This window comes from Wolbachia endosymbiont of Listronotus oregonensis (genome assembly GCF_031205055.1).
Lineage (GTDB): Bacteria > Pseudomonadota > Alphaproteobacteria > Rickettsiales > Anaplasmataceae > Wolbachia.
Map to the genome: position 1 here is coordinate 1097223 of NZ_CP102118.1, position 22977 is coordinate 1120199.

Sequence of the window (22977 nt, forward strand, 5' to 3'; positions counted from 1 at the left end):
AGATTTAAGAAGAATTTGATAGGAAGTAACACCTAAACTCTATTACTCATCGTCATAGTCAGGATATTGTGGAGGAGCTTCTCCTTACTTTATAAGATAACTTCTTTAGAAGGCTTCCTGTAATATTAACTTACTTCCCTAACTTGAGCTTAGGGCTCACAGCACATACTTTTAAACTTGCTAAAAACCAATACAAGTTGAAAACTCTAAAAATTATTAAGTGCACCTACAACGCTTGCAATTTGATCAGCTTTAACATCGCTAAGTGCTGTGTTTGCTTTATATAAACAGCAACCCCCTGCTATAAGAAAAATTGATGCAGCTACAGCAAGTGTGAGACATATTGCTAAATAAGGTATTGTTAAACTTGCACCAACAGCAAACACTCCAGCTATTACAAAAGCAGCAGAAGCATAGTTACTCTGTTTTCTACTCTGATCACTTGCTACTGGGAGTTTTGTATTTTCATCCTCATTTTCTTGTAGTCTAGCCAAGTTTTGCTGTGCTCTATTCAGCTCCCCTTCTTTCCGCTCAAGCTGAGCTTTTGTCCTTTGAAGTTCATCCTCTTGTTCCACCCTTTGAGCCAAAGTCAAATCTCTTTCTTCTCCAAGTTGAACGTTTTGATGATTAAGATTTTCAATCTTCTGTTCTTGCATAGAAATAGTTTCGGATAATTCATCTCGTTCATCAGTAAGACTTTTAATCTCTTGTGATAATTTTTGAGCATAACTGTCTGAAGTAGCAAGCTGAGCCTTACATTGGAGTAATTGATCAGAATGAAATTGGAGTAATCGATCAGAAATAGTAAGACTCATGTCTTTGTAAAATATCTGCAGCTTTGCGTTTCTTAATTCTTCATTTAGAAATGATATATCTTCAAGATCTTGATTTTGAAGAGCATTTTTTAACTGTTCTAGAGATGAAGTATTTTGCTCCAAATTATCATTACTTTCATACTCTGAGCTTTCAGCTGTGTGAATATCATTACTTATTTTCTGCTGGACAGGACAGGGAATAGTATCATTTGCTTTTACATCAGAGCTACCCGTAGTAGTTTCTTGAGGACTTTTAAGTTTTTGAGTTTTCGGCATTTTACGTTCTCTTTGAGATATTTTTTTTATTTGCTCATTAAACGAAGCAACATTATCGAGATTATTAATAAAACATGACCTAATTTTTTCAATCGAGTCCTTTATATCTTGGATACTTATGTCGAACAATCCGTCAAACAATCCTTCTAGACCAATATACAATGCCGTTGCAAAGTGTGCTGTTCTGATGCTAGCAGCATTAAACTCTTTATTTATCTTACCGTAATTAATAGATCCCTTTGTTGAACAAAGATTAGTTAACTGTTCAAACTTATTACCCATTAGAGAGGCAAGTTCAACTTTTTCTCTATTTATTGGTGTATATTGAGATAAAACTTTTTTTACTCCTTCATGATCATTCCAGAGCATTCTTGCTATTTCAGATGCTATAAGACCGCACGAGTAGTCATCCTTTTGAAATTGAGTGTTTGAAACATATAGATTACAATCTTGTTGGGTTAAGAAGTCATTAATACAATCTCTAAAGCTATTTTTCTCACCTATAGCTGGATTCTGAGCATCTACAAATAATATATTTTTTTTATTCTGATCTACAAAAAAGTAGAAAACAACCCAGTGATTTTCATGTTGCCCTTGTTCTACAGGACGCCTTCTAATGTAGAGTACATCTCTATTTTTTTTACTTATTAATTCAAACATTTCTTTTAATTCATTAGAAAATGCTGAACCTTCATCTTGAACCTTAACTATAGGCTTATTTCTGCTGTTACCGCTATCATCATTCTCAGAACATAAATCAAATAATGAGAAGCGTATTCCTATATTATCATACCAACCTTCTTTGCCATCTCTTCCTGAGAAGAACTCGCTAATTTCTGCGATTTTATTAGAGTCAACTTTGCCAATAATAGACTGTACTACTTGTCCTAGCGATTTATCATCCTGGCTAGAGCAAGAAATAAAGGCTAGACTATTCCTTGATAAATCAAAATTAGCTTGTTGACCACCACCATCAATAATTGTGTTTCCTAACATGATGTTTATTCACCTCAAACCTATTTAATTAGTATATCACTAAATAACGATTACATCAAGTAAAATTGAGTATGGTTTCAGAATAAATCTTTGATTTTAAGACTATGTGCCTTTTGATAGCCTGAAGATGGTTTTATGTTTCTTGTTTCTTTTCCTTCATCAATATATTGTTTTTCTATCAATTTTGAACATCTTGCTCATAGTCATTTTTTGTCTACTACTTTCAAAGCACGTTCTCTCAAATCTTCACTATATGACTTTGACATTTTTCTACCTTTTTTAAAGCCATTTTATACTTCATTTATCCTTTCTAGAGAAATCTTTCGTCGATTAGCTGTAGGTGAAAAAATTTCTTACAACTGCGAGTTTGAACTGATTTTACTATAGATCAACAAAATTGAGAACCACCATCTATATTTAATATCACTATTATAAGAATATGATGGATTATGCTTTAAAGGAGTGCAAAAGCTGCTGAAGTTTTTACAGCAAAGCTGCATGGAGCCACTTCAGCAGAATAAACAGAAAGTTGCTCCCACTGCTCCATAGAAAATAGCTTCCTTATTAACATCCTTACTCATTGCTAATACTCCGTAATGGTCAATAGTCATAAACTCTCACGTGCAACTTATACATTTATTTTGTTATATTCACTGTATTACTTTTTTAAAAGCTTTAATTTACCTATAACCCTAATCCATCTATTATCAAGAGAAGAAAGGTGATCTAGTTGGTTGGGCAAATGCCGCCTTTGAGTAGGTTTCATTTAGCTTGTCACTAGGTCTTGATACCGCATACGTAATACCAAAAGCAACAATTCCAACTACCAGTGCAGCAGCTATAACTAACGTTGATAACCCGACATTGGCAATACCAAACCCAACACCGACTGTCAATGCAGCTATAACACCACAAATAACAGCAGTTTTTATTGCTTTACTGGGTTTAGTTTTTGCCTTTTTCGGAAGCCGTATTACATTTTCACCCTTAGCATCCTGCGCTTGCTCACTTGTAGAAAAAAGCCGTACAGAATTTGTTTTTGATTGTGAATTATCTTTTTTAACAACCTCTTTCAACTTACCTAGTAATGTATTTGCCGCTTCTTCCCCTATCTCTAAATCATCGTACCCATTTTTAGCAACACCTGTATCACGTTTTGAGATTACACATTCTAAAAAACCCAACAAGCGTTTTGGTATAAATGATAGTCCTTTCTGAAAACCATAATCTTTTTTAATGTTTTGGAACTCTTCAATCAGTTCCTGTGCATTGTTTTCATTACCTATATATTGAAAAATGACGCTTGTATCTCCATTTTTATTTGATTCTATTAGCTTACCAAAATGAGGCAATGATTTGATCTTTCTGAACGCTGTTAAACAATCTTGCAAATTAGGATCTTTATTGATTTCTCTTCTATCATCCTCAGTTAAAGTTGCGCCGTGAACTAAAAAAATAAAGAGAACGTCGATCTTGGAGACCTTGTCATAACAGAAGATGTTACTTCTAAGTCCTAAACTTATTGGCGTCTTACCTTGAGAATCCTGAACATCAACATCTGCTCCTTGCTTTAAAAGTAGCTCAATTATCTCTGCGCAAAGATGTTCAGCAGCATTAGCTAGGTGCGATTTTTCACCAGAAGAACAACTATAACGATTAATACATGCTCCTCTATTGATAAGCAACTTAGCAATTTCTGTATGTCCAAAGTAAATAGCATACCCCAAAGCTAAAGTATTGCCTTTTGTAATCAATACTCCGAGCTTTATAGACAAAGCATGATTGAAACTTGTAGCATTAGGATTTGCTCCCCCATCTAACAAGGACTTCACCTTTTCTATATCTCCACTTTTAACTGAATCTATTAGCTGCTCATCAAGTACATGATCGCCTGATTGAGATGATTTAGTAAATACTACACTATAATCTATATCATCAATTGTTGCTTCTAAGGGTTGGCTTGAATTGTGATAATAAGATAGAGTACTACTATTTTCTTCATGTTTACCTCCTACTATTCGCTTTAGTAGTTCTTTCTTTTCTATTTTTTTTATATCAAACTGATCAGAAAAACTGAAAGTTAGTTTATCTTCAAATGCTTCTGAAAAGTTATGTACGAAGCTGTTTTTATAACTGCAAGGAATGGACTTAGTCCCAACTGTTCTAAACATAGAATTATTCGAACCAGGACTCCTTTTGTCTTCAAAATCACAAATTTCTTCTCGGGTTAAATACATTACACTTTTAGCTATTTTAGGGTTGATTTGATCAATCAAATTTTTGATATACTCTTTATCTTTTTGACTTACTACGATAACTCTGATGTTAAATCTCTCATACAAGCATTCGTTTTCTATTCCATACTTGCCTCTACCTATATAGATTTGTCCAATTCCATCTCCCAAAGCTACTACCGGAATACTAGATAATTTGCAATATGCATCTTTCATAGATTGATCTGCCAAAAGCTTATCAGCTTTCTTTATCACACTTGTATCTACACCTTGTTTACAGTACTTTTTTAGCCATTTTTCACGAAAATCATTATAACTGCAACTGTGATAATTTGTTGCATTTTCTGCATAACTTAATGCATCAAGCAAATACGATCCTCGACTGTTTAGGTGGATAGTTGATACACTATTTTGACTCACTGTATTGGGGTAGGAGTATCCACAAAGCTTGGCTCTCTGTTTCTCTGGTATTAACTCACCTGCAACAATAGGTATTCCCCTTACTTTCGCTTCATTTTTTGGTAGTAATTGGCCATTTGTAAAAGCAAATGCTGAAAAAAGCGTCCAGGCATTGGTACCGTGTGCAACAAAAGTTCTTCTATCAATCACATTACTGCGTTCATTCAATCTGATTTCAGGGTGTTCCGCTTTAAATTCTTCACCCATCTCGAACAATTGCTTTTCCAATTTACTTGGCCTTCTGTTCCGCATAAAGCTTTTATGCAATTCAGAAAACTCCGTTAATTTCTGTATATTCATCACTTCAATAAAAAAATTTACATAATGCTAGTCTAACAAATTAACTCGCAAAAATCAAGAAAAAAAGCTCAAAACGATTCTAGACTCGACTACTATGGCGAAAATAGCTGACATATTACTACCACTTCCGATTGATCAGTTATTTTTTACACGCAGTTGAAGAAGATACCAAAGTTTCAGTTAGAGCAGACTTACCCAAATTAATATTAAAGAAATAGTTGAACCTATACCATAAAATATTTTAGCAAAAACATAAGTTAATTAGCGTCATAAAAGATCTAATTGTTTGCTTTTTTCAAAAATATAAAAATAGTACGTATATTTGTGAGAACAAGCTGCGTAAAAATAGTTTTGTATAAACAAAAGCGTAAAATTGTTGCAACAACTACAGACAAAAAACATGAAAGGAAGGAAAAAGGTGGTCTTCCCTTCTTCCTACTACTTTTCTTTAATTTGACTGTACAGTTAAATACTCCAGACAAGTCAGTTATATTAACCTCTATAAATCACACAAATTAGTATAATAACCAAACAAACTGGACTTACTAGAACCGAGATCGATACAATCCTTGATGTTGCTCGGAATCTGGATGCTTAAGGTTGCTATTTACATGGATTATTCGCGCTGCCAATGCTTGTAGCTCTAGTTTAGGAACGTATATCTCTTTAATATCTTTAAAATCAACAAACTCAATAAGAGATTTTTCTATACCTCCAAATTCTACTACAATTTTATCTCTGTGCATTTCAAAGAATTTCTTCATGTCGTCAAATGTCATTTTTTTAAGATCATACTCGTAATATGTTGATAAAGCATCAATCAATGGTTTGTGGCTGTGCAGGAAAATTTCTTTTTTCACTTTGTTGGCTTGGTCAATCAAGGTATGAGCATATTCTGGGTATTGCTCTTGTAAGCTTTCTTGGTTATCAAACTTACCGCGTACACTTTCATCTTTTTTCCACATACTAATTAATGTATTAGTATTGCTTGCTTTCAGAAAATCATATAGTGGTTTATTTTCCTCTTCTTCAAGTCTCTTGACTTCATCTAGACACCTGTCCCAATATTCTGACAGTTTTTCTATTACAGAGTTTGGCTTTTTCATTCTAGGATTTTTTATTAAAATATGCCTAACTAGAACTTCTCCTACGTCCAGACTTAGACGATATGTACAAAGAGTTCTTTCAGATACAGCACGAGTAACATCAGCCCCTTTCTCCACTAGAAATTTTACTATTTCTGCACTACCATGTCTAGCAGCATAATGTAATGGAGTACATTGAGAAAATAAATCTACAGCATTAACATCAGCCCCTTTCTCCACTAGAGATTTTACTATTTCTGCATTACCATATCTAGCAGCACAATGTAATGGAGCATATTGAGAAGATAAATCTGCAGCATTAACATCAGCCCCTTTCTCCACTAGAGATTTTACTATTTCTGCATTATTTCTTTCAATAGCACAATATAATGGAGTGGATGAATGAAATCCTCCTTCAACATTAACGTCAGCCCCTTTTTCTATTAGAGTATTCACTATCTCTATATAGCCCCGTTCAACGGCTACAAGTAAAGGAGTATTTTCCACTGTATCTATAGCATTAACATTAGCTCCCTTTTCTATTAGAGCACTCACTATCTCTATAAAGTTACCTCTAACAGCCTTGTGTAATAGATACGCTAGGTCAAAATCAAACTTTTTCCACCTTTCATATTCGCTTTGATCTGCTGCTTTTAACTTCTCTTTTATTTTGTCAATTACATTACTCTCATTTAAATCATTATCAGCATCTACTGCACTTAATGCTTCTTTCCACTTCGATTGTAACATATAATCTCCTCATATTAAAAAACAATATAATCTAATTATTATATGCTTTAATTAAAAAAGTCTATATTTATGTGTTTTTTGTACCTTATATAAAGTTACTAATAGTTACTTTAGCTCACTTTAGCTTGATTAATATAGAAACGTACTATAAATTAGCGTAGCAAAAAATTTAATCATTTACTTTTTTAAAAAACACAAAAAAAGTACATATTCTTGTGAGAACGAGTTGCGTGAAAACGTGTTTGTAAAAATAAAGACTTTAAATTTTTGCGATAAAGTTAAGCAAATGAGTTCATATATAAATGTGGACAAAGTAGGCTAATATAGCTGATTTTAGCGTATAGCAAAATTACCATACAAAAAAGTTCGTATGTATTACGTGGTAGACCAATGCATCCCAAAAAAACTTCTTCTCACGCTAGCTGGTTTTGGTTGTTGAAAATAGCTAGATCACTTAAATTTTTAATACTAATTAATTTAAAATTAATATAAAACTTATGATAATTTTCTACTTTAAATAGATAAAGCTTTTCTCCCGTTATCCTTCTCAAACTCTACTGAAAAATTTACTTGATGCAGAGTGCTGGTGTAATGATACCTTCTGGAAATCGCAATCTTGAGCTCTATATGAGTTTCAAAAGAGATCTAGCTGTTATCCTTTACTATTTATTTCTACTCTTTCCGTATTCCTTGAACATATGGGACTTGTGAGCACCCGCTCAGTTCAGTTCGAGCACGCTCTACAATAATACTATGCAAAGAGGATAACATACTAACTTGCTGATCTAAATTACCATGTTGTGCTTCAACATTGCAATATCGAATGTTATTCTTTCCAGCATATACAGACAAGGATCCATCATCTTTTACTGCTTTACTATCTTGCAACACTATATTAAAAATTCTTTCCTGCTTTAAAGCGCTAAACCAATCTTTAACTGCAGTGTAGAAAAACTCGCCTGTTCCACTTTCTGGACATACTTCTGGATAAATCTTTAGCACATCATGAGAAAGTGGCGGAGAAAAATAGCTTTTAAATGAATAACTGGAAGAATTATAGTTATTGTGCAAAGCAATAATGTGATCTTGATTGGGAAGCAAGAAGCCCAAAATTTTTTCTCCAAAGTTTCTGACGATTCTCAAAGCATCTTCTGAAAAATTACCAAAATCTTTTAAACTAGCTTTTGCACCTACATCACTAAACATACGATTAGGATCGAATTCATATTTTTTACCACTTAAACTAAATTCTACATTACGAGAATTACCTCCTCCATGAGCAATATACAACATCCTTCCACCAATTTGTTGGATTATGTGCTTGCCTGCCTTTTTTGAAGTCTGCTCATTTTGATGTACATTAATAAAGTTCATTCCACCAGTTCCACTATCGTCAATCAAAAGTTTAACTGTAGTTTCACCCAATGCTAGGTTGTATTCTTTAGTATTGACACTTAACACTTAACTTACCTCCAAACCGAAAAATCTCCAAATCTATCAAGTAACATTCGAGTATCCCTTTTTACCATATTGAGCAGCAAGGTGTAATGGGGTACTTCCACAAGAATCACAAAAATTAATACCAGCTCCTGCTTCTACCAAACATTTTACTATCTCTAAATTACCATTGCCAGCAGCAAAATGCAAGGGACTTAGGCCATATGTAACTTCTGCTCTCACATTAGCCCCTGCTCCTATTAGAGCTTGTATTACCACACTATTACCAACAGCACCGACTGTCCGTAAGATCGTGCTCTTGAACAAACCAAACACACACTTGTTTACGTAATGAATCTCGACTATCCATCAAAGATGGTGGCACCATATTATAACTTTCAAATGGCGAAATGACTGTTTGAGTCCACCAAGAATCACCCTGATTACATATTTCATCTATTTCACTCTTTGAATATCCTAGAGTCCTTAAGGTTTCTAACCGATCATTATATGAAACTTGTAACAGATATTCTCCTTTAATGAGCTCATATCCATCATCAAATGACTCATCTTTTTCAGAATACTCTTGCTCAGTACTTAATTCCTCTCCTCCTTTTATTGTTTCTAACCTTTGCTTAAATTTTAAAAAATGTTCTTTTAACTTTGTAGTAGAAACCGTACCACCTCCCAGCCAAAACAAATAATATATTATACACAATTATAATATGTGTCAAGCTAATTTCAACATAATATTTTTATTATTTTGCAATGTTTGAGTTTTCATAGAAGATCAGCAGTCCATATGGCAAAAGTAGGCCAATTCTGCGTTATGCTGGATTACTACAAAGAAGAGCTTGTTGTGTATACTTAATCATTTGGATGAAGCCTGCAACGTTGTAGAATGCTTAGCAGTAGATATACCAGAAAGTGTACTCTTAACAATAGCCCATTTACCTACATTAGAATCCTTTTGCTTCTCTTTACTAATTTTTTCATTCCATTCCAAATCAAGAGAAGTAAAATTTGAAAGCTTACCATCTTTTAATGCTTCACTTAAAGCTTTTACACCTTCAGCACCAATTTTGCTACCCCTTAAATTAAGCGAAGTAAGCTTTGTAAGATTGCCGTTAGCTAAAGCTTTTGCACCTTCATTACCAATTTTATTCCATTCCAGATGAAGAGAAGTAAGATTTAAAAGATTAGCATTAGCTAATTCTCTTACACCTTCATCACCAATATCTAAATCGACTAGAGAAAGCTTTTTAATGTCTGTATTATTTTGTAAAAAGCTTACCAATCTTTTTATGTTCACTACAGTACCTTTAATATTCATTTGCAAAAGAAGCTTGTCCGGAATTTAAACAAACTGATAAGTTTCTAGCTCATTTAAGAAGCAATTTAAAAGAGGAAAAAGAAACTGCACTGTTACAACAGAAAGTAGAAAAGCCTTCTAAGATCTTAGATCAGCAGGTTTCAGGAAAAGTAGAGTTATCTAAAAAGCCTGATACTTTCTTAAATGGAACATCAGTAGTTAAAGGAATAAGCAGTGTGTTAGAGCTATGAGTCGAGGGGGATCTTTTCTGCTTGTAACTGCTTGATCTCATCAGGAGGAAGGCCTGTAGTTTGCGATACGACGTCAATAGAGATGCCAGCTTTAAGTAAGTTTTTTGCAACTTCAATTTTACCTTCAATTTTACCTTTTTGATGGCCGATTTGGATGCCTTCTTGTCTACCTTTTTCAGTAGCATCATCAAGTTTTTGAGCTAGGACAGCCTGTTCATCACGAATACGCTTGATCTCTTGCTCGTAGGCTATAAATTCTTTTTCAGACCAGTTGAACCTATTTAGTTCTTCATATGCTCTTTTAATTATTAGATCACTTCCTATTATTCTCTAGCTCTTCTTCACTAGTTTCATCTGCATATCTAAAGAAGTAGACCCATTTTTCAACTATACTTGAAAGCTGATCTTCTTTGGTTTTTGGAAATTTAGGCAACTCAATAAATATAAAGTAAAAATCTTTTAGATCATGTTCATTAGTATCTTCATCGCGAATAGTATGCTTTGATTTGTACTCAGACTTATCAGGGAATAAAATACAATCTGCTATAGCAATAAAGATAATTTCCTTAAGGTCATGGTATTGATCACCTTTATCAGCCTGTCTTGAATAAGCTTTGGCAGCATAGTATTGTGCACGTTTTTCAAAGCCCTTAGTTTTAGCGAGCTGGTCAGGTAAGGAAGCAGTATTACTACTACTCCCTCCCTTAGAAACGCAGCATGCAGGTTTCCCCACACTACGCTTGAGCCCCTTATCTAAGTTCTTCTTTTCTCGAACCGGCTTGTCTTTCATAAATCCTCAGAATACATCAACTTTAGTGGTGACACTAACAGTAGAGAACCTTCTCTTGAAAAGGAGCTTGCTAACATTCTTGTTCGTTTCACTCTCTCATCAAAATACTTTTTCCATTTTAAGTCAAGGGGATTTGCATCCGCTCTGATTTTAACATGTCGTCTGATAGGTATATCAATCAGCTTAAGCAGTCTTAAATACCGTATCTCTTTTGGTTTGTTCTTGCATATGGGTGCAGCAAAAACCCATTGTCGTTGACCCATTACTTTGAAGTAACGATTCTTTATCCAACGTAATCCTTTACGAGGATGTCTTTTCTTTGCCCATTTCCATAAACTATGCCAAATTTCATTGTCGATTTTTCTAAACGCTTTTTTAGCACACACATGGTGATAGTAATTTCCCCATCCTCTCAGTAGAGAGTTAAGTGACTTAATTACTATAGCCTGAGTGTTCGCTATATTTGCTTTTATCAATGTACGTGCTTTATTAAGAAGTTTTTTAATACTTTCTTTCGAAGGTTTAATAATTAACTTCTTATTATATCTACGTACATTACAACCAAGAAAGTCAAACCCTGTTGTAATAAATGTAATCTTTGTCTTCTCTTCTGACAGAGCTAGACCTCTCTCATGAAGGAAAGATGATACTAATGGCTTAACTTCATTTTCCAGTAGTTCATGTGTAAAACCTGAAATAATAAAGTCATCTGCATACCTGATTACATTCACTCCACTTCTGATTTTTCCTCTTCTTTTGCTACCTAATTTACCAAAGCGACTTTCTAATAACTGTTCAAGACCATCTAAGGTAAAGTTAGCTAGTATTGGAGAAATTATACCTCCTTGCGGAGTGCCAGCAGTTGTGGGATACAAGGTTTTTGACTCTAGGAAACCAGCCTTTAACCAACTATGCAGAATTTTCTTCTCCATAGGAATATGCTTCATAAGCCATTCATGGTTAATGTTGTCAAAGCACCCTTTGATATCACCTTCTAGTATCCATTGTGGTCGATTGCGTCTTGCCAGTAATAAGTGACAAGCAGCAATAGCATCCACGCAGGATCTTTTAGGTCTAAAGCCATAGGAGTGACGGTCGCTGATCGTTTCAGATACTGGCTCCAGGGCAAACAGATATAATGCTTGCATGGCTCTATCTTTTATCGTTGGTATTCCAAGAGGTCTTCTTTTGCCATTAGATTTACTGATATAAATCCGTTTTAGCGGAGAAGGTTTATATCCTCTTTGCTTTAACTGCTTTATTCCTTGAAATTTAGCATTGCAAGTTAACCACAGTTGACGATCTACACCTGCCGTGTTTTTTCCTTGGTTTTCAGTTACTCTTTTAACAGCTAAAGCTTTGCTGCTAAAGGAGCGTGTGAGAAGACGCTGTAAAGCTTTTACCTTACCCCATCTTCCCTGTTGGACAGCCTTAACAATACGTCTTTGTAGCCTTATAACAACTTTTTGGCACTTCCTCCATGGCAATTGTTTCCATGCTTCGGAGTTGTCGGTAGGTGCACTTACAGTTTTATCTGTAATAGTTTAGACTTGATCTGACGGGCGTGAATTAACTGACAGAAGAATTGACAAAGTCAAAACCAAAATCAGCATCCTGTTTAATGCTATCAATATTTTTCTGATAAGCAATATGCATACTATCAAAAAAGGTTTGCATAGGTGTTTTACCATAGCAATATTTACCTGAATGCGGTCTAGATCTATTGTAAGAATGCACCCAATGGTCTACATCTAACTGAAGTTCTGCCAAAGAGGTGTAAATTTTCTTTCTAAAGATAATATTGTAACATTCATCCTGCATAGTTCTGTGGAACCTTTCACATATGCCATTAGTCTGTGGAGAACGAGCTTTGGTTCGAGAATGATCAATATTTTCTACCCCCAAATACAGCTGGTAAGCGTGATTTTCAGGTCTGCCACAATACTCTGTACCACGATCAGTCAAAACGCGTAGCAATGATACTTTCTGTTCATCAAAAAACGGTACTACCCTATCATTAAGAAGATCTGCAGCTGTGATAGCAGTCCTTTCCGTGTAAAGCTTAGCAAAAGCAACTCTAGAATAGTATCAACAAAGGTTTGCTGGTAAATTCGTCCAATACCTTTGATATTACCTACATAATAACTGTCTTGGCTACCTAAGTATCCTGGATGCTCTGTTTCAATTTCTCCATGGGCCTCTTTTTCTTCCTTAGCCTTTTCCAGAGCTGTTAGTTGTCCTTCTGTTAAAACTATGCCATCTTGTGCAACTTTTGCTTCTAATGCCTTTAATCTCTTTTTGAAATTTTCAAGATCGTTTCTTTGCCACACTGATCTTATTCCACTTGCAGAGATGAGAATTCCTCTCTTTATTCAGTTCGTTTGCTGCTCTTTCTTGTCCATATGCTGGAAATTCTATTGCTATTTCAATTACTGCTTTTTCTATATCCTCTGACACTCTATTTGCATATAATGGCTTGCTTTTGCTTATCTCGTGTAAAGCTTCTTCTCCTCCTGTTTCATACAGTTCTTTGAAGCGGTAAAATGTATCCCTTGAATACCCCATTACCTTACACGCTTGTGATACATTTCCTAATTGCTTTGCAAGTTCTAGCAATCCCAACTTTGGTTTTAGTATTTTTTCTTGTGTTGTACTCATATCTGACACTCCTTTTAAATTTGTTCATATTTTTATCTTACTTTGTTCGTATGTCAGATCAAGTCTAAACTATTACACTTGAGCATTAGGCTCCTTTATTAAGCATTTGAGGATATCAAGACATAAGTCTCTTTCATCGTAATTAGTATTACTTACAGCTATATGCACAGGTGATAATTTCATCGAGTTTTGTCCTACATCGTGCGCTATTCACATCTGCTCCTAGCTCCAGTAATAACTTTACTATCTCCAATTTTTTGTTGTTAACTGCATAATGCATTGCTGCATGATTTCTCACGTCAAGAACATCTTTATCCGCATTTCCTTCTCTAATTAAAATTTCTACTATCCCTTCATGTCCAGCTCCTGCCGCTAAATGTAACGGTGTATGTAGTAAAGCATTCTGCTCATTAACATTAACTCCTTTGTTGAGTAAAAACCTTACAGCATTTGCTTCATTCAACATCGCAGCTAAATGAAGTAAGCTATCTTTCTCAATCCATATTTGTGATTGATTAGTGCTTGTAATATCTCTTCTCTTGCACAAGAGAGCGCACTTTTACCATCATCATCAGTGATCAGTGGATTAATATTTTTCCTATTTAGTAAGAGCGCAACCATACTAAGCTCGTTAATTTCTACTGCATAATGTAGCGGTGTCTTTCCATTTAATCCTCTAACATTTACATCCACTCCTTGCTGATTAATGAGACACTTTATTAATTCTAAACTTAAGTTAGCAGACATTATTTAAAACTTAATATTAGATAATTCTTGTAATGAGTTTGTAATCTCTTCGGTTAGCGCCATATGAATCTTTTCAGTGTCACTCAGTGATGCAAGTAGTGCTGAAACTCTATTTGGAATATTAAGCAAATTATTACGGACAACTCTTGCTACATTAAATGCTTCGCGCTTTACTTCCTCTACTGCTACAAGTTCACCAATCTCAGCTTTTGCCTTTGCCTCAAGCAGTTTACCTCGTTCCATTTCATTTTTTATTCTAGTTTTTAGCAACATCGTGGAAAGGTTACTTGTATTTTCGTTTTCTGGATTTTTCCTCCTCAGTGGCTGACTTGGATCTCGTATTGCTGCCACTGCTTCATTTGCTTGTTCTCTATTTACCAAACCATTCTCCAACTCAATTATTCCTTTTTTTACTAAATAACAGACATATTGCTTTGAAACTCCTATCTCTCTGCCCATTCTGTTTGTGTGATCTTTTCCACTTTTTTTGCCCCTTTATTGCTGTTTTTCTTCTTGAATTTGTGCAAAAGTTTTGTCAGTACCAGAAAGAATTGCCTCCCTACCTGTGTATACTTGCCAACGCTTTATGGTTACATCTACAAATTTTGAATCTAGCTCTATTGTTTTACAAATTCTTCCTGTTCTCTCACATGCAATCAGCGTACTTCCAGAGCCACTAAATGGATCAAGTACAGTATCCCCAGGTCTGCTGCTATTAACTATTGCTTTCTCCATTAGCTCTACTGGCTTCATTGTTGGGTGCAGTGAGTTATGTATTGGCTTATCATAAAACCATAGATCGCTTTGATTTCTACCTCCATGCCACTCACGTTTATTGCCCCTCTTCCACCCATAGAGCATTGCTTCGTATTGTCTTTGATAATCAGACCTGCCTAGCGTAAAATGATTCTTTGCCCAAATGATAAAAGTTGACCATTTTCCTCCTGCCTCCTCAAATGCTTTTTGCAACGTTGAAAACTCTGATGATGATATGCAGATGTAAATTGCACCTTTCGTATATGCTAAAATATTGGAACAGATGTCATAGAGAAAAAGTTCGTACTTTTCACCTTGATTATCATTTAATATCTTTTTGTCTTGGCTATTACCATAATCAACGTTATATGGAGGATCACAAACAGTAATGTCTGCCATTTTATCATCTAACAGCGCTTTATATGATTCAACTACAGAGCTATCACCACAATAGATTCTATGATCACCTAAAATCCATAAATCCCCTGGTTTTGTTATTTCTACCTTTCATCACCAACCAAGTCAGAAAAATCTTCTTTTTCACTATCTAAATCATCAAGGAAATGTTGAACTTTTTCTAATTCAAATCCAGTCATTTTAAGATCAAACTGTAAATCTTCTAACTCTTGAATTTCTACCTTTTAAAAGATCATCATCCCACTTTGCCCAATTAGCTGATTGATTTGCCAGTAATCGAAAAGCTTTGGTTTGTGGTTCATTTAGATTATCACTTAAGACCACTGGTATACTTTCCATACCAAGTTTTCTTGCTGCTTTAAGTCTTAAATGACCATCAACTACAGTTCCATCGCTTTTTGCAACTATTGGTATACGAAAGCCAAATTCCCGAATAGAAGCACACATTCTGTTGACCACATCGTCATTTTTACGTGGATTACGCTCATATTCGACTAGATTTTCGAGTAGGATAGTAGTGGATTGCTAAATTCATATAATTTAAATCCTTAATAATTAAAAAGTTAATATTCAAAATATCTCTGACGCTAAAGAAGGCCTGGGGTCCGACCCACCAAACCCGCCAGTATGGCCGAAAGGACCCACTTTTATGGATTTTTCAGCTTATTAATATCTTTACTAAAATCCATAACGTAGAACATTAATGCCAAAGCATCCCCCTCATTATCATCTCGAGGTGAAAAACTTTTTTCACGTATCGCTTCAATAACTTCACTCTTACTTGCATTGCCATTACCAGCTATAAAGCGTTTTATAGTCTTTACAGAAACACCTTTGTATGGCACATGATGTTCTTCACACCAAGCAGATAGAACTGCAAGAAAACCACCGTAGCAATGCGCTGCATCAGTTCCTAGGTGTCTTCTCACTTCTTCAAAATACACTGCAGTGAACTCATGTTTCAAAGAATTAAGCCAATTACGAAAGTTTAAGAAGCACATGCCACCTCCACTGAAACGACTACCATGAAAACTTTCGCTTCCACTTTCAATTACTCCACCTGTTAAAATTGCCCAGCCCGTTTGCTTGCCGAGGTCTAGTGTTAGGATTGACATTATTTAAAATTACAAGTAGCACTAAATATTGTTTGGTCCTGCAAAGCACACCAGCAATTCATAGGTTTTTGTAGTCCAACAATGAGAATTATGTGCTACTGCAGAAAGTTGTTTTCTTGTTATATATATTCACCAAAATTACGAAAACTGTTCAATTTTTTTTTATTTGCAAAGTACAAAAATCGTATTAGACTTATATACAGGTTTGTTCTATAGTAGTAAGGTTATTGACAATGCCATTTAATTAAGTTTTAAAGGGTGTTATATGCGTTCTTTGGTGAAGTGCTGTTGTATATACCCATAGAATCACATCTAGCTTTAAAACGAAGTTTTTATCTCATCTAAAAAAATATAAATTCTCAAGCTTACCAAATTTCCTTTCTACTAAATGTTTGTTTGTTAGTGGTAGGATTGACATTTTCTTGAAGCTCTCGTACTTAAAGCGCACCTACCTCGTTGAAACAATGCCCTTCTATTATATATATATACCGGATTTCTTACTACTTTTTCCGGAAATTTTTCAAAAAAGTTTAAATAAATTTCAAAATTGTCAAAATTAGTTAATTAAATTCATTAAAATAGTTGTTATAATAATAAGAGTTCTTTATATTTTAACTTTAAATAGAGATAAGCAAAAGAATTGAGAAAGGAAGGAGAAGAAACCTGCTAGAATATCTTTACAAGGACAGGTAGCCTCCTATTGCTTTAACTACAAACAACTCTATAAATAGCATTTAAACTCATTTAAAGGGTAGTGCTTTTTTGTCCCTCCCTTTTTTTGTATCTTTTTAAGTAGCTCTTAATTTCTATGAACACCAACAGCACTCCTACCACGTGAAAAAAATCTTTGCAATAAATAAAAGATATGATAGAATTAAACGTGTATTTTTGCTAAGAAGAGATTTATTGTGGTAGGAGATACTTAGTAATGCCATTTATTTCAATTTTAAGCTATGTTACAAGCGTTCTTCGACTAAGGGGTATTCTCCTTCATCTAAGTCATGAGTAGCTTTAAAAACGCGGTTAAAACGACTTTTATATTTCGGTTAAAAATTAAAATGGACGGTATATCAGCCTTTTTGAAAACCATTTCAGTTGAGCACCAGGTTAAAACTTATTACAGTTCATGTTTTTTTGCTTAACTTGTTATTTAAAAGTTAAAAAAGTAATAAGTTAAACATTTAAGCGCGTTAATAATATTTAGGTAGGTATTATGAAAGGTACATATCCTATATGTTCTATTATTATATATTATTATTTATTATATATATAATATATAAGGTTTTACCTGAAACTGTGCTACACTCAAAAATCCGCTATAATCCTAGCTTTTAAAGCAATTAAGAAGTTTTTTTGAATTTCAAACTTAAATTACTCTTAATCCTTTAATATAGCCGGGTTTTTTCCTTTTAGGAGATTTCATTTCCCAATCTAAAATGGCTTAAACTGCCAAAAATCTATGTAATCTCGAATCTAAAGTACTTAATTCATAAATAATTATTATGAATAATTTTACTAATACAGCATTTTGTGGCTACTTCTTATAGACGGAAAGTCTCTTCCCTGGGTATATTGTAAACACGTTAAGCTCTATTAAAGTTTAATAGAAAAATCGTAATGAAAAAAATTTTAGAGCAATTCATATTTCAAACCACATTTACAGTATATATCTGTTATGGAGGAGAAGAAAGGATGGCTTATTTGGTTATGCAAGTATCTCATAAGCAAAGTATAGTATATTTTGCAACATAATGCAGATGCAACTTATAGGCGGCCTTTTTGTTTAAAGTTAAAATGAAATTAAATTTTGTAATTTTTTTGAAGAGTGTAAGTTGAGAGCAGAGTTAAATTTTCAATACCACCATTGTCCTTTACAGAATTTGCGTTACCTGTTCATTTTTGTAATTTCAATGAAAAATTTTTAGAGCAAATCATATTTCGGACTGCATTTTTAGTCGTTAGAAAAGTAGGTCATTTAGTGGAGTATGAAAGCGGAGTTGTGCAAAATTCTTAAAAAAAGTGAACAGTTTTTGTAATTTTGTTGAACTTACTATAGTAAGACCTAGCAAACCTGGTCTTCTGAATTGCAAATATTTGGAGTAAATATGGGCAGTATCAACTTATGCTTGAAAAAAAATTTCTCTACCCTTCCGGAAAAACCTATGAGAAATCCGGTATTACTATAGTAAAAGGTACAGAGACATCTCTCTACCCATTTATGACTGTATTTTAAATTACCAGCCTTTAAGAACATCATCATGAGCTATGTAGCAGAGACATTTTGTCAACAAACATAGCTTATTTTAACAGGAGAAAACAATATGCATGATAAGCAAGCTTTATTTGAAAGAGCAGCAGAAGTAAAAGCAGAACTACTCTCAAGAATAGAATCATCTTTATCCTACTTATTACCAAATGGTACTTTCCACGGCGGTAAGTTCTATGTTGGTAATATTAGAGGAGATAAAGGGAAAAGTTTAGTAGTAGAAACAAGAGGAGAAAGAGCCGGATTATGGCACGATTTTGCTACTGGTGAAGGCGGAGATATACTTAATCTCTGGTGGGATGTTACTAGTCAGACTAAGTTTCTTGATACCATAGAAGATATAGAAAAATGGCTTGGTCACTCAACAAACCATAAAGAAGAATTTTCAGAACGTTTAATAGCATGTTGGGGCTATCATGATGAAAATAATCAAGTAATAGCTAAAATTTACCGTTATGATAGCACTTCAGGGAAAAAACGATATAGCTGTTTTGATGTAAAAAACTCAAGTAGTACTGCTCCAGATCCAAGGCCTTTGTACAATGTTCCAGGTATAATTAAATCCGATAAAATTGTTTTCGTTGAAGGTGAAAAATGTGCTGAAAGTTTAATCAGTAAGGGCATAACAGCCACAACAATGATGTTTGGAGCAAATTCACCTGTAAATAAAACAGATTGGGCTCCGCTAAAAGGTAAACACATAACCATATGGCCAGACAACGATAGTTCAGGTCAGAAATATGCTGAAAATGTTGCAAAGAAGCTTTTAGATATAGGCGTTGCATCGCTTTCTATTCTTAAAATTCCACAAGATAAACCAAAAGCTTGGGATGCTGCTGATTGTATTGAAGAAGGAGTAGACGTCAAAAGATTTTTAACCTCAACTGTTTCTCTCCCATATACAAAAAACGTTACTTCATTTCCTGTATTGCAGTACCTAAATGACAAATCACCAATGCCAGAAGACATAATTGCTCCTAGAGTTTTAACTCCTAGTGGTCTTTTAGTTTTTGCTGGCGCGCCTAAAGTGGGAAAAAGTGACTTTCTTATTTCTTGGCTTTTTCATATGGCATCTGGAATTCCATTTTTTGATATGGTGCCAAAAAGGCCCTTAAGAATCTTCTACCTTCAGACTGAAATCGGTTACCACTATATGCGTGAACGGCTGCAACAGATGAAACTTAGTGAAGAGCTTATTAAACTTGCTGCAAATAATTTAGTTATTACACCACAGACTAAGCTGCTTTTAAATGAAAATGGCATTAAAGATATCGTAACTGAAGCAGAAAGAAACTTTGACCTAAACACCATTGATATCATAGCGGTAGATCCATTGCGTAACGTTTTTGATGCTGATGAATACGGTAACGAAAATGATAATAATGCCATGATTTTCTTTCTCCAGGAGAGAGTTGAAAAACTGCGTTCTCTAATCAATCCAGATGCTGGAGTTATTCTTGTGCACCATACAAAGAAAATGCAAAAGAAACTATTAGAAGAAGATCCATTTCAAAGTTTTAGTGGCGCTAGCAGCTTAAGAGGATTCTATACCACTGGAATGATCATGTTTAGGCCTGATGAGAAGAACAGCTATCGTCAACTGATGTTTGAGTTGCGTAATGGAAATTCTGTTATGCCAAAATTTGTTGATAAAATTAATGGTCATTGGTACGAAGTTGATACTGAGTCACAAAGGTTAATAAATAAAGATTATGGTGAAAAACTAGATGCCGAACGTTCTCGTAGATATGACATCATCTTGGACTTAATATTTGCAGAAGGACGTAAGGGTCATGTTTATACAATTAATCAATTTTGTCAGGTATTTGAAAATAAAGAAGGTCTTGGCAGTACACATTCTATTCGTGATCGTCTCGATGTTCTTGCTACCAAAGGCTACGTTAAATTCAACAAAGAAGGCAAAAACGCTGCAAGAAACAAATACGGAGTACTTTGCGTTGAAGGTATGGAATTTGGGCAAAAAATACTTGATCCAGAGAAGAACAAAAAGGTTACAGTCTATCACAGGTTACTACCCACACACTACAAATCACCGCATTATGGCAGCGTAATTCCTGTAGAAAATCCAAATACTTGGGTTTATCACAATTAAACTATTAACACTTTAATCATTTCTTAATTAGAGGGGGAAAATATGCATTCTAAAAATTCCTATACTGGTATTAACCCAAAAGTTGTTAAACACATACGACACTATGCTAAACTTCTGAAAAGAGGTAAAGCTTTTGCTTATAAAGACATTGAAGATGTTGAGCAAGATCTTTTACTTGACTGTTTGCCTGGCCTTAATGAACTTGAAGGACATTTTATAAAACAGTACGTTAAATGCCGTGCTCTTAATTTAAAAGAGAAAGAACTATGTAAAAAACGTACCATTAATTTTGTTGATGAAGCTTTATACGAAGAGAGCGATGAAAGTCTTGAATATAGCTCCGCAGTACGCATTGACGTAAATGAAGCAATTGCAAAATTACCTAGAGAGTTAAGAAAAATATGTAAACTATTGGCAGAAGATCACAGCATTTGTGAAATTTCCAGAAGAACTGGTATACCAAAATCAACTCTCTACGACACAATCAACAAGTTACGCAAAGAGTTTTCCCACCTTAAAACATACCTAAAACGAGATTTCTAACTATAAGGAGGGAAAATATGAAAATAATAAACAGCAAAGAAAGAGCGAAAATTGTCACAGGTGTGAAGATAGTAATCTTTGGACCTTATGGAATCGGTAAAACTAGCCTACTTAAAACTCTTGATGAATCAACAACACTTTGTCTTGATTTTGAAGCAGGGTTACTTGCTGTTCAAGATTGGCAAGGGGATTCTGTAAGTATTCGTACTTGGAATGAGGCAAGAGATATTGCATGTCTCATAGGTGGTCCTAATCCTGCATTGAGATCTGATCATGCATATAGTCAAAAGCACTATGAACATGTATCTGGTAAGTATAAAGATCTTCTTTCTGAAGTTTCTAAATACCGCTCTATTTTTATTGATAGCATAACTGTTGCATCACGTTTATGTCTTTTATGGGCAAAAATGCAACCTGAAGCTTTTTCTGAGAGATCGGGAAAACAGGATATGAGAGCTGCATATGGATTACTTGCTCAAGAGATGATGGCTTGGCTCAATCAATTTCAACATATCAGAGACAAAGACACTATCATAGTTGGAACATTAGGTCAATATCTCGATGACTGCAATCGTCCAATTTGGCTACCTCAATGTGAAGGGGCTAAAACTGCTAGTGAGATTCCAGGGATAGTTGATGAGGTAATCAGCATGGTTGGAATCAAGAAAGATGATGGAACAGAGAAACGTTCATTTGTCTGTCAGACTATTAATACTTGGGGATACCCTGCTAAAGATCGAAGTGGCTGCCTGAATATGGTTGAAGAACCGCATCTTGGTAGATTACTTGCGAAAATTAAAGCCAAAACCTTGGCTTCTGTTGCCTAAATTTAATTTTAAAAGGAGTAATATGGAACAAAGCTTTTTCAACATCGGTCAAAAAATCCCTTTTTATAGCGTAAAGGAATATTTAAGTGATCAATCGCCAATACCAGAAGATATAATCTCACCAAGAATTTTAACGAAAAGAGGTCTATTGGTACTGGGTGGCCCACCTAAAATTGGCAAAAGCGACTTTTTGATCTCTTGGCTCGTCCACATGGCTGCTGGAGCTTCATTTTTGGGTATGACTCCAAGTAAGCCTATGAAAATTTTCTACCTGCAAACTGAAATTGAGTATGAATATATGAAAGAACGGTTGCAACAACTTCAACTGGATAACGAACTTTTGAATGTAGCTGCCAATAACTTAATTATCACGCCAAGAGTGCAATTATCATTTAGTAGTGAAGAAATAGATGAAATTAAAAATGTTGTTAAAGAGCGTTTCAAACCTGATATTATTGCGATTGATCCTCTTCGTAACATTTTTAACTCAAGTGAATATGGTAATGAAAATGACAACAGCGCTATGCTATTCTTTTTGCAAAAAACGCTTGAAAGACTGAGGAACATTATTAATCCAGATGCAGGTATAATCCTCACCCACCACACAAAAAAACTGTCCAAAAAGATGCTGGAAGAAGATCCATTTCAAGGCCTAAGCGGTGCTGGATCTTTACGTGGATTTTATAGCACTGGCATGGTGATGTTTGCTCATGATGAAGAAAGTACTACCCGTCAAATAGTGTTTGAGCTGCGAAATGGTGAACGTGTGGCAAGCAAGCTTGTCGATAAGATAAATGGTCGTTGGAAACTTGTAGACCAATGGAGTTGAT

At 34.6% G+C, this 22977-nt stretch carries 14 protein-coding genes and 5 pseudogenes; 5 read left to right on the forward strand and 14 right to left on the reverse strand.

The window, feature by feature from the left end; genetic code table 11:
• Window positions 1–206: 206 nt before the first annotated feature.
• Both NMD99_RS05560 and NMD99_RS05565 read right to left on the reverse strand, forming a co-directional pair.
• A complete protein-coding gene (locus tag NMD99_RS05560; RefSeq protein WP_309165802.1) occupies window positions 207–2087 on the reverse strand; it encodes an ATP-binding protein in 1881 nt (626 codons plus the stop codon).
• 707 nt (window positions 2088–2794) lie between these two features.
• The gene (locus NMD99_RS05565; RefSeq protein ID WP_309165804.1) at window positions 2795–5080 is read right to left on the reverse strand and encodes an ankyrin repeat domain-containing protein; all 2286 of its coding nucleotides are present in this window, start codon (window positions 5078–5080) and stop codon (window positions 2795–2797) included.
• A 324-nt stretch (window positions 5081–5404) separates the two neighbouring features.
• Between NMD99_RS05565 and NMD99_RS05570 the strand changes: the two genes are divergently transcribed.
• Complete coding sequence (locus tag NMD99_RS05570) at window positions 5405–5599, forward strand: hypothetical protein (RefSeq protein ID WP_309165805.1); 195 nt, start codon at window positions 5405–5407, stop codon at window positions 5597–5599.
• A gap of 26 nt (window positions 5600–5625) precedes the next feature.
• Here the strand turns inward: NMD99_RS05570 and NMD99_RS05575 are convergent, their stop codons facing one another.
• The 12 genes and pseudogenes from NMD99_RS05575 to NMD99_RS05630 form a co-directional block, all read right to left on the reverse strand.
• Window positions 5626–6915, reverse strand: coding sequence for an ankyrin repeat domain-containing protein (locus tag NMD99_RS05575; RefSeq protein WP_309165806.1), 1290 nt, complete (start codon window positions 6913–6915; stop codon window positions 5626–5628).
• A 672-nt stretch (window positions 6916–7587) separates the two neighbouring features.
• Window positions 7588–8376, reverse strand: coding sequence for a hypothetical protein (locus NMD99_RS05580; protein WP_309165807.1), 789 nt, complete (start codon window positions 8374–8376; stop codon window positions 7588–7590).
• 36 nt (window positions 8377–8412) lie between these two features.
• Window positions 8413–8631 (reverse strand): ankyrin repeat domain-containing protein, encoded by a 219-nt coding sequence (locus NMD99_RS05585; protein WP_309165808.1) that lies wholly within the window; start codon window positions 8629–8631, stop codon window positions 8413–8415.
• 4 nt (window positions 8632–8635) lie between these two features.
• Window positions 8636–9052: a hypothetical protein gene (locus NMD99_RS05590; protein WP_309165809.1), complete on the reverse strand. Its 417-nt coding sequence runs from the start codon at window positions 9050–9052 to the stop codon at window positions 8636–8638.
• A gap of 171 nt (window positions 9053–9223) precedes the next feature.
• Window positions 9224–9685, reverse strand: a complete 462-nt coding sequence (locus tag NMD99_RS05595) for a leucine-rich repeat domain-containing protein (protein WP_309165810.1) — start codon at window positions 9683–9685, stop codon at window positions 9224–9226.
• A 224-nt stretch (window positions 9686–9909) separates the two neighbouring features.
• Window positions 9910–10705 (reverse strand): annotated as a pseudogene (locus tag NMD99_RS05600) (Rpn family recombination-promoting nuclease/putative transposase).
• Window positions 10702–12192, reverse strand: a complete 1491-nt coding sequence (gene ltrA, locus NMD99_RS05605) for a group II intron reverse transcriptase/maturase (protein ID WP_309165811.1) — start codon at window positions 12190–12192, stop codon at window positions 10702–10704. The pseudogene NMD99_RS05600 and the gene ltrA overlap by 4 nt, the downstream one beginning before the upstream one ends.
• Before the next feature lie 82 nt (window positions 12193–12274).
• Window positions 12275–13363: pseudogene (locus tag NMD99_RS05610) on the reverse strand (IS481 family transposase).
• Window positions 13364–13438: 75 nt separating this feature from the next.
• Window positions 13439–14110: pseudogene (locus tag NMD99_RS05615) on the reverse strand (ankyrin repeat domain-containing protein); the annotation flags it as partial.
• 3 nt (window positions 14111–14113) lie between these two features.
• Window positions 14114–14592, reverse strand: a pseudogene (locus NMD99_RS05620) (hypothetical protein).
• Between the two features lie 13 nt (window positions 14593–14605).
• Window positions 14606–15818 (reverse strand): annotated as a pseudogene (locus NMD99_RS05625) (DNA modification methylase).
• A gap of 112 nt (window positions 15819–15930) precedes the next feature.
• On the reverse strand, window positions 15931–16398 hold the full coding sequence (locus NMD99_RS05630) for a crossover junction endodeoxyribonuclease RuvC (protein ID WP_309165812.1): 468 nt from the start codon (window positions 16396–16398) through the stop codon (window positions 15931–15933).
• 2321 nt (window positions 16399–18719) lie between these two features.
• Between NMD99_RS05630 and NMD99_RS05635 the strand changes: the two genes are divergently transcribed.
• From NMD99_RS05635 to NMD99_RS05650, 4 genes are read left to right on the forward strand one after another with little or no spacing between them, the layout of a single operon-like run.
• Window positions 18720–20777: an AAA family ATPase gene (locus tag NMD99_RS05635; RefSeq protein WP_309165813.1), complete on the forward strand. Its 2058-nt coding sequence runs from the start codon at window positions 18720–18722 to the stop codon at window positions 20775–20777.
• Window positions 20778–20819: 42 nt separating this feature from the next.
• Window positions 20820–21320, forward strand: a complete 501-nt coding sequence (locus NMD99_RS05640; protein ID WP_309165814.1) for a sigma-70 RNA polymerase sigma factor region 4 domain-containing protein — start codon at window positions 20820–20822, stop codon at window positions 21318–21320.
• Window positions 21321–21337: 17 nt separating this feature from the next.
• Window positions 21338–22147 (forward strand): ATP-binding protein, encoded by an 810-nt coding sequence (locus NMD99_RS05645; protein ID WP_309165816.1) that lies wholly within the window; start codon window positions 21338–21340, stop codon window positions 22145–22147.
• A 22-nt stretch (window positions 22148–22169) separates the two neighbouring features.
• A complete protein-coding gene (locus NMD99_RS05650) occupies window positions 22170–22976 on the forward strand; it encodes an AAA family ATPase (protein ID WP_309165817.1) in 807 nt (268 codons plus the stop codon).
• Window position 22977 lies beyond the last annotated feature (1 nt).

What these genes read in the sequence shown, in the direction of transcription:
- NMD99_RS05575 (WP_309165806.1), bottom strand. Translation starts at nt 6,915, where the DNA reads ATGTTACAATCGAAGTGGAAAGAAGCATTAAGTGCAGTAGATGCTGAT.
- NMD99_RS05635 (WP_309165813.1), top strand. Translation starts at nt 18,720, where the DNA reads ATGCATGATAAGCAAGCTTTATTTGAAAGAGCAGCAGAAGTAAAAGCA.
- NMD99_RS05630 (WP_309165812.1), bottom strand. Translation starts at nt 16,398, where the DNA reads ATGTCAATCCTAACACTAGACCTCGGCAAGCAAACGGGCTGGGCAATT.
- NMD99_RS05565 (WP_309165804.1), bottom strand. Translation starts at nt 5,080, where the DNA reads ATGAATATACAGAAATTAACGGAGTTTTCTGAATTGCATAAAAGCTTT.
- NMD99_RS05595 (WP_309165810.1), bottom strand. Translation starts at nt 9,685, where the DNA reads ATGAATATTAAAGGTACTGTAGTGAACATAAAAAGATTGGTAAGCTTT.
- NMD99_RS05645 (WP_309165816.1), top strand. Translation starts at nt 21,338, where the DNA reads ATGAAAATAATAAACAGCAAAGAAAGAGCGAAAATTGTCACAGGTGTG.
- NMD99_RS05650 (WP_309165817.1), top strand. Translation starts at nt 22,170, where the DNA reads ATGGAACAAAGCTTTTTCAACATCGGTCAAAAAATCCCTTTTTATAGC.
- NMD99_RS05640 (WP_309165814.1), top strand. Translation starts at nt 20,820, where the DNA reads ATGCATTCTAAAAATTCCTATACTGGTATTAACCCAAAAGTTGTTAAA.
- NMD99_RS05560 (WP_309165802.1), bottom strand. Translation starts at nt 2,087, where the DNA reads ATGTTAGGAAACACAATTATTGATGGTGGTGGTCAACAAGCTAATTTT.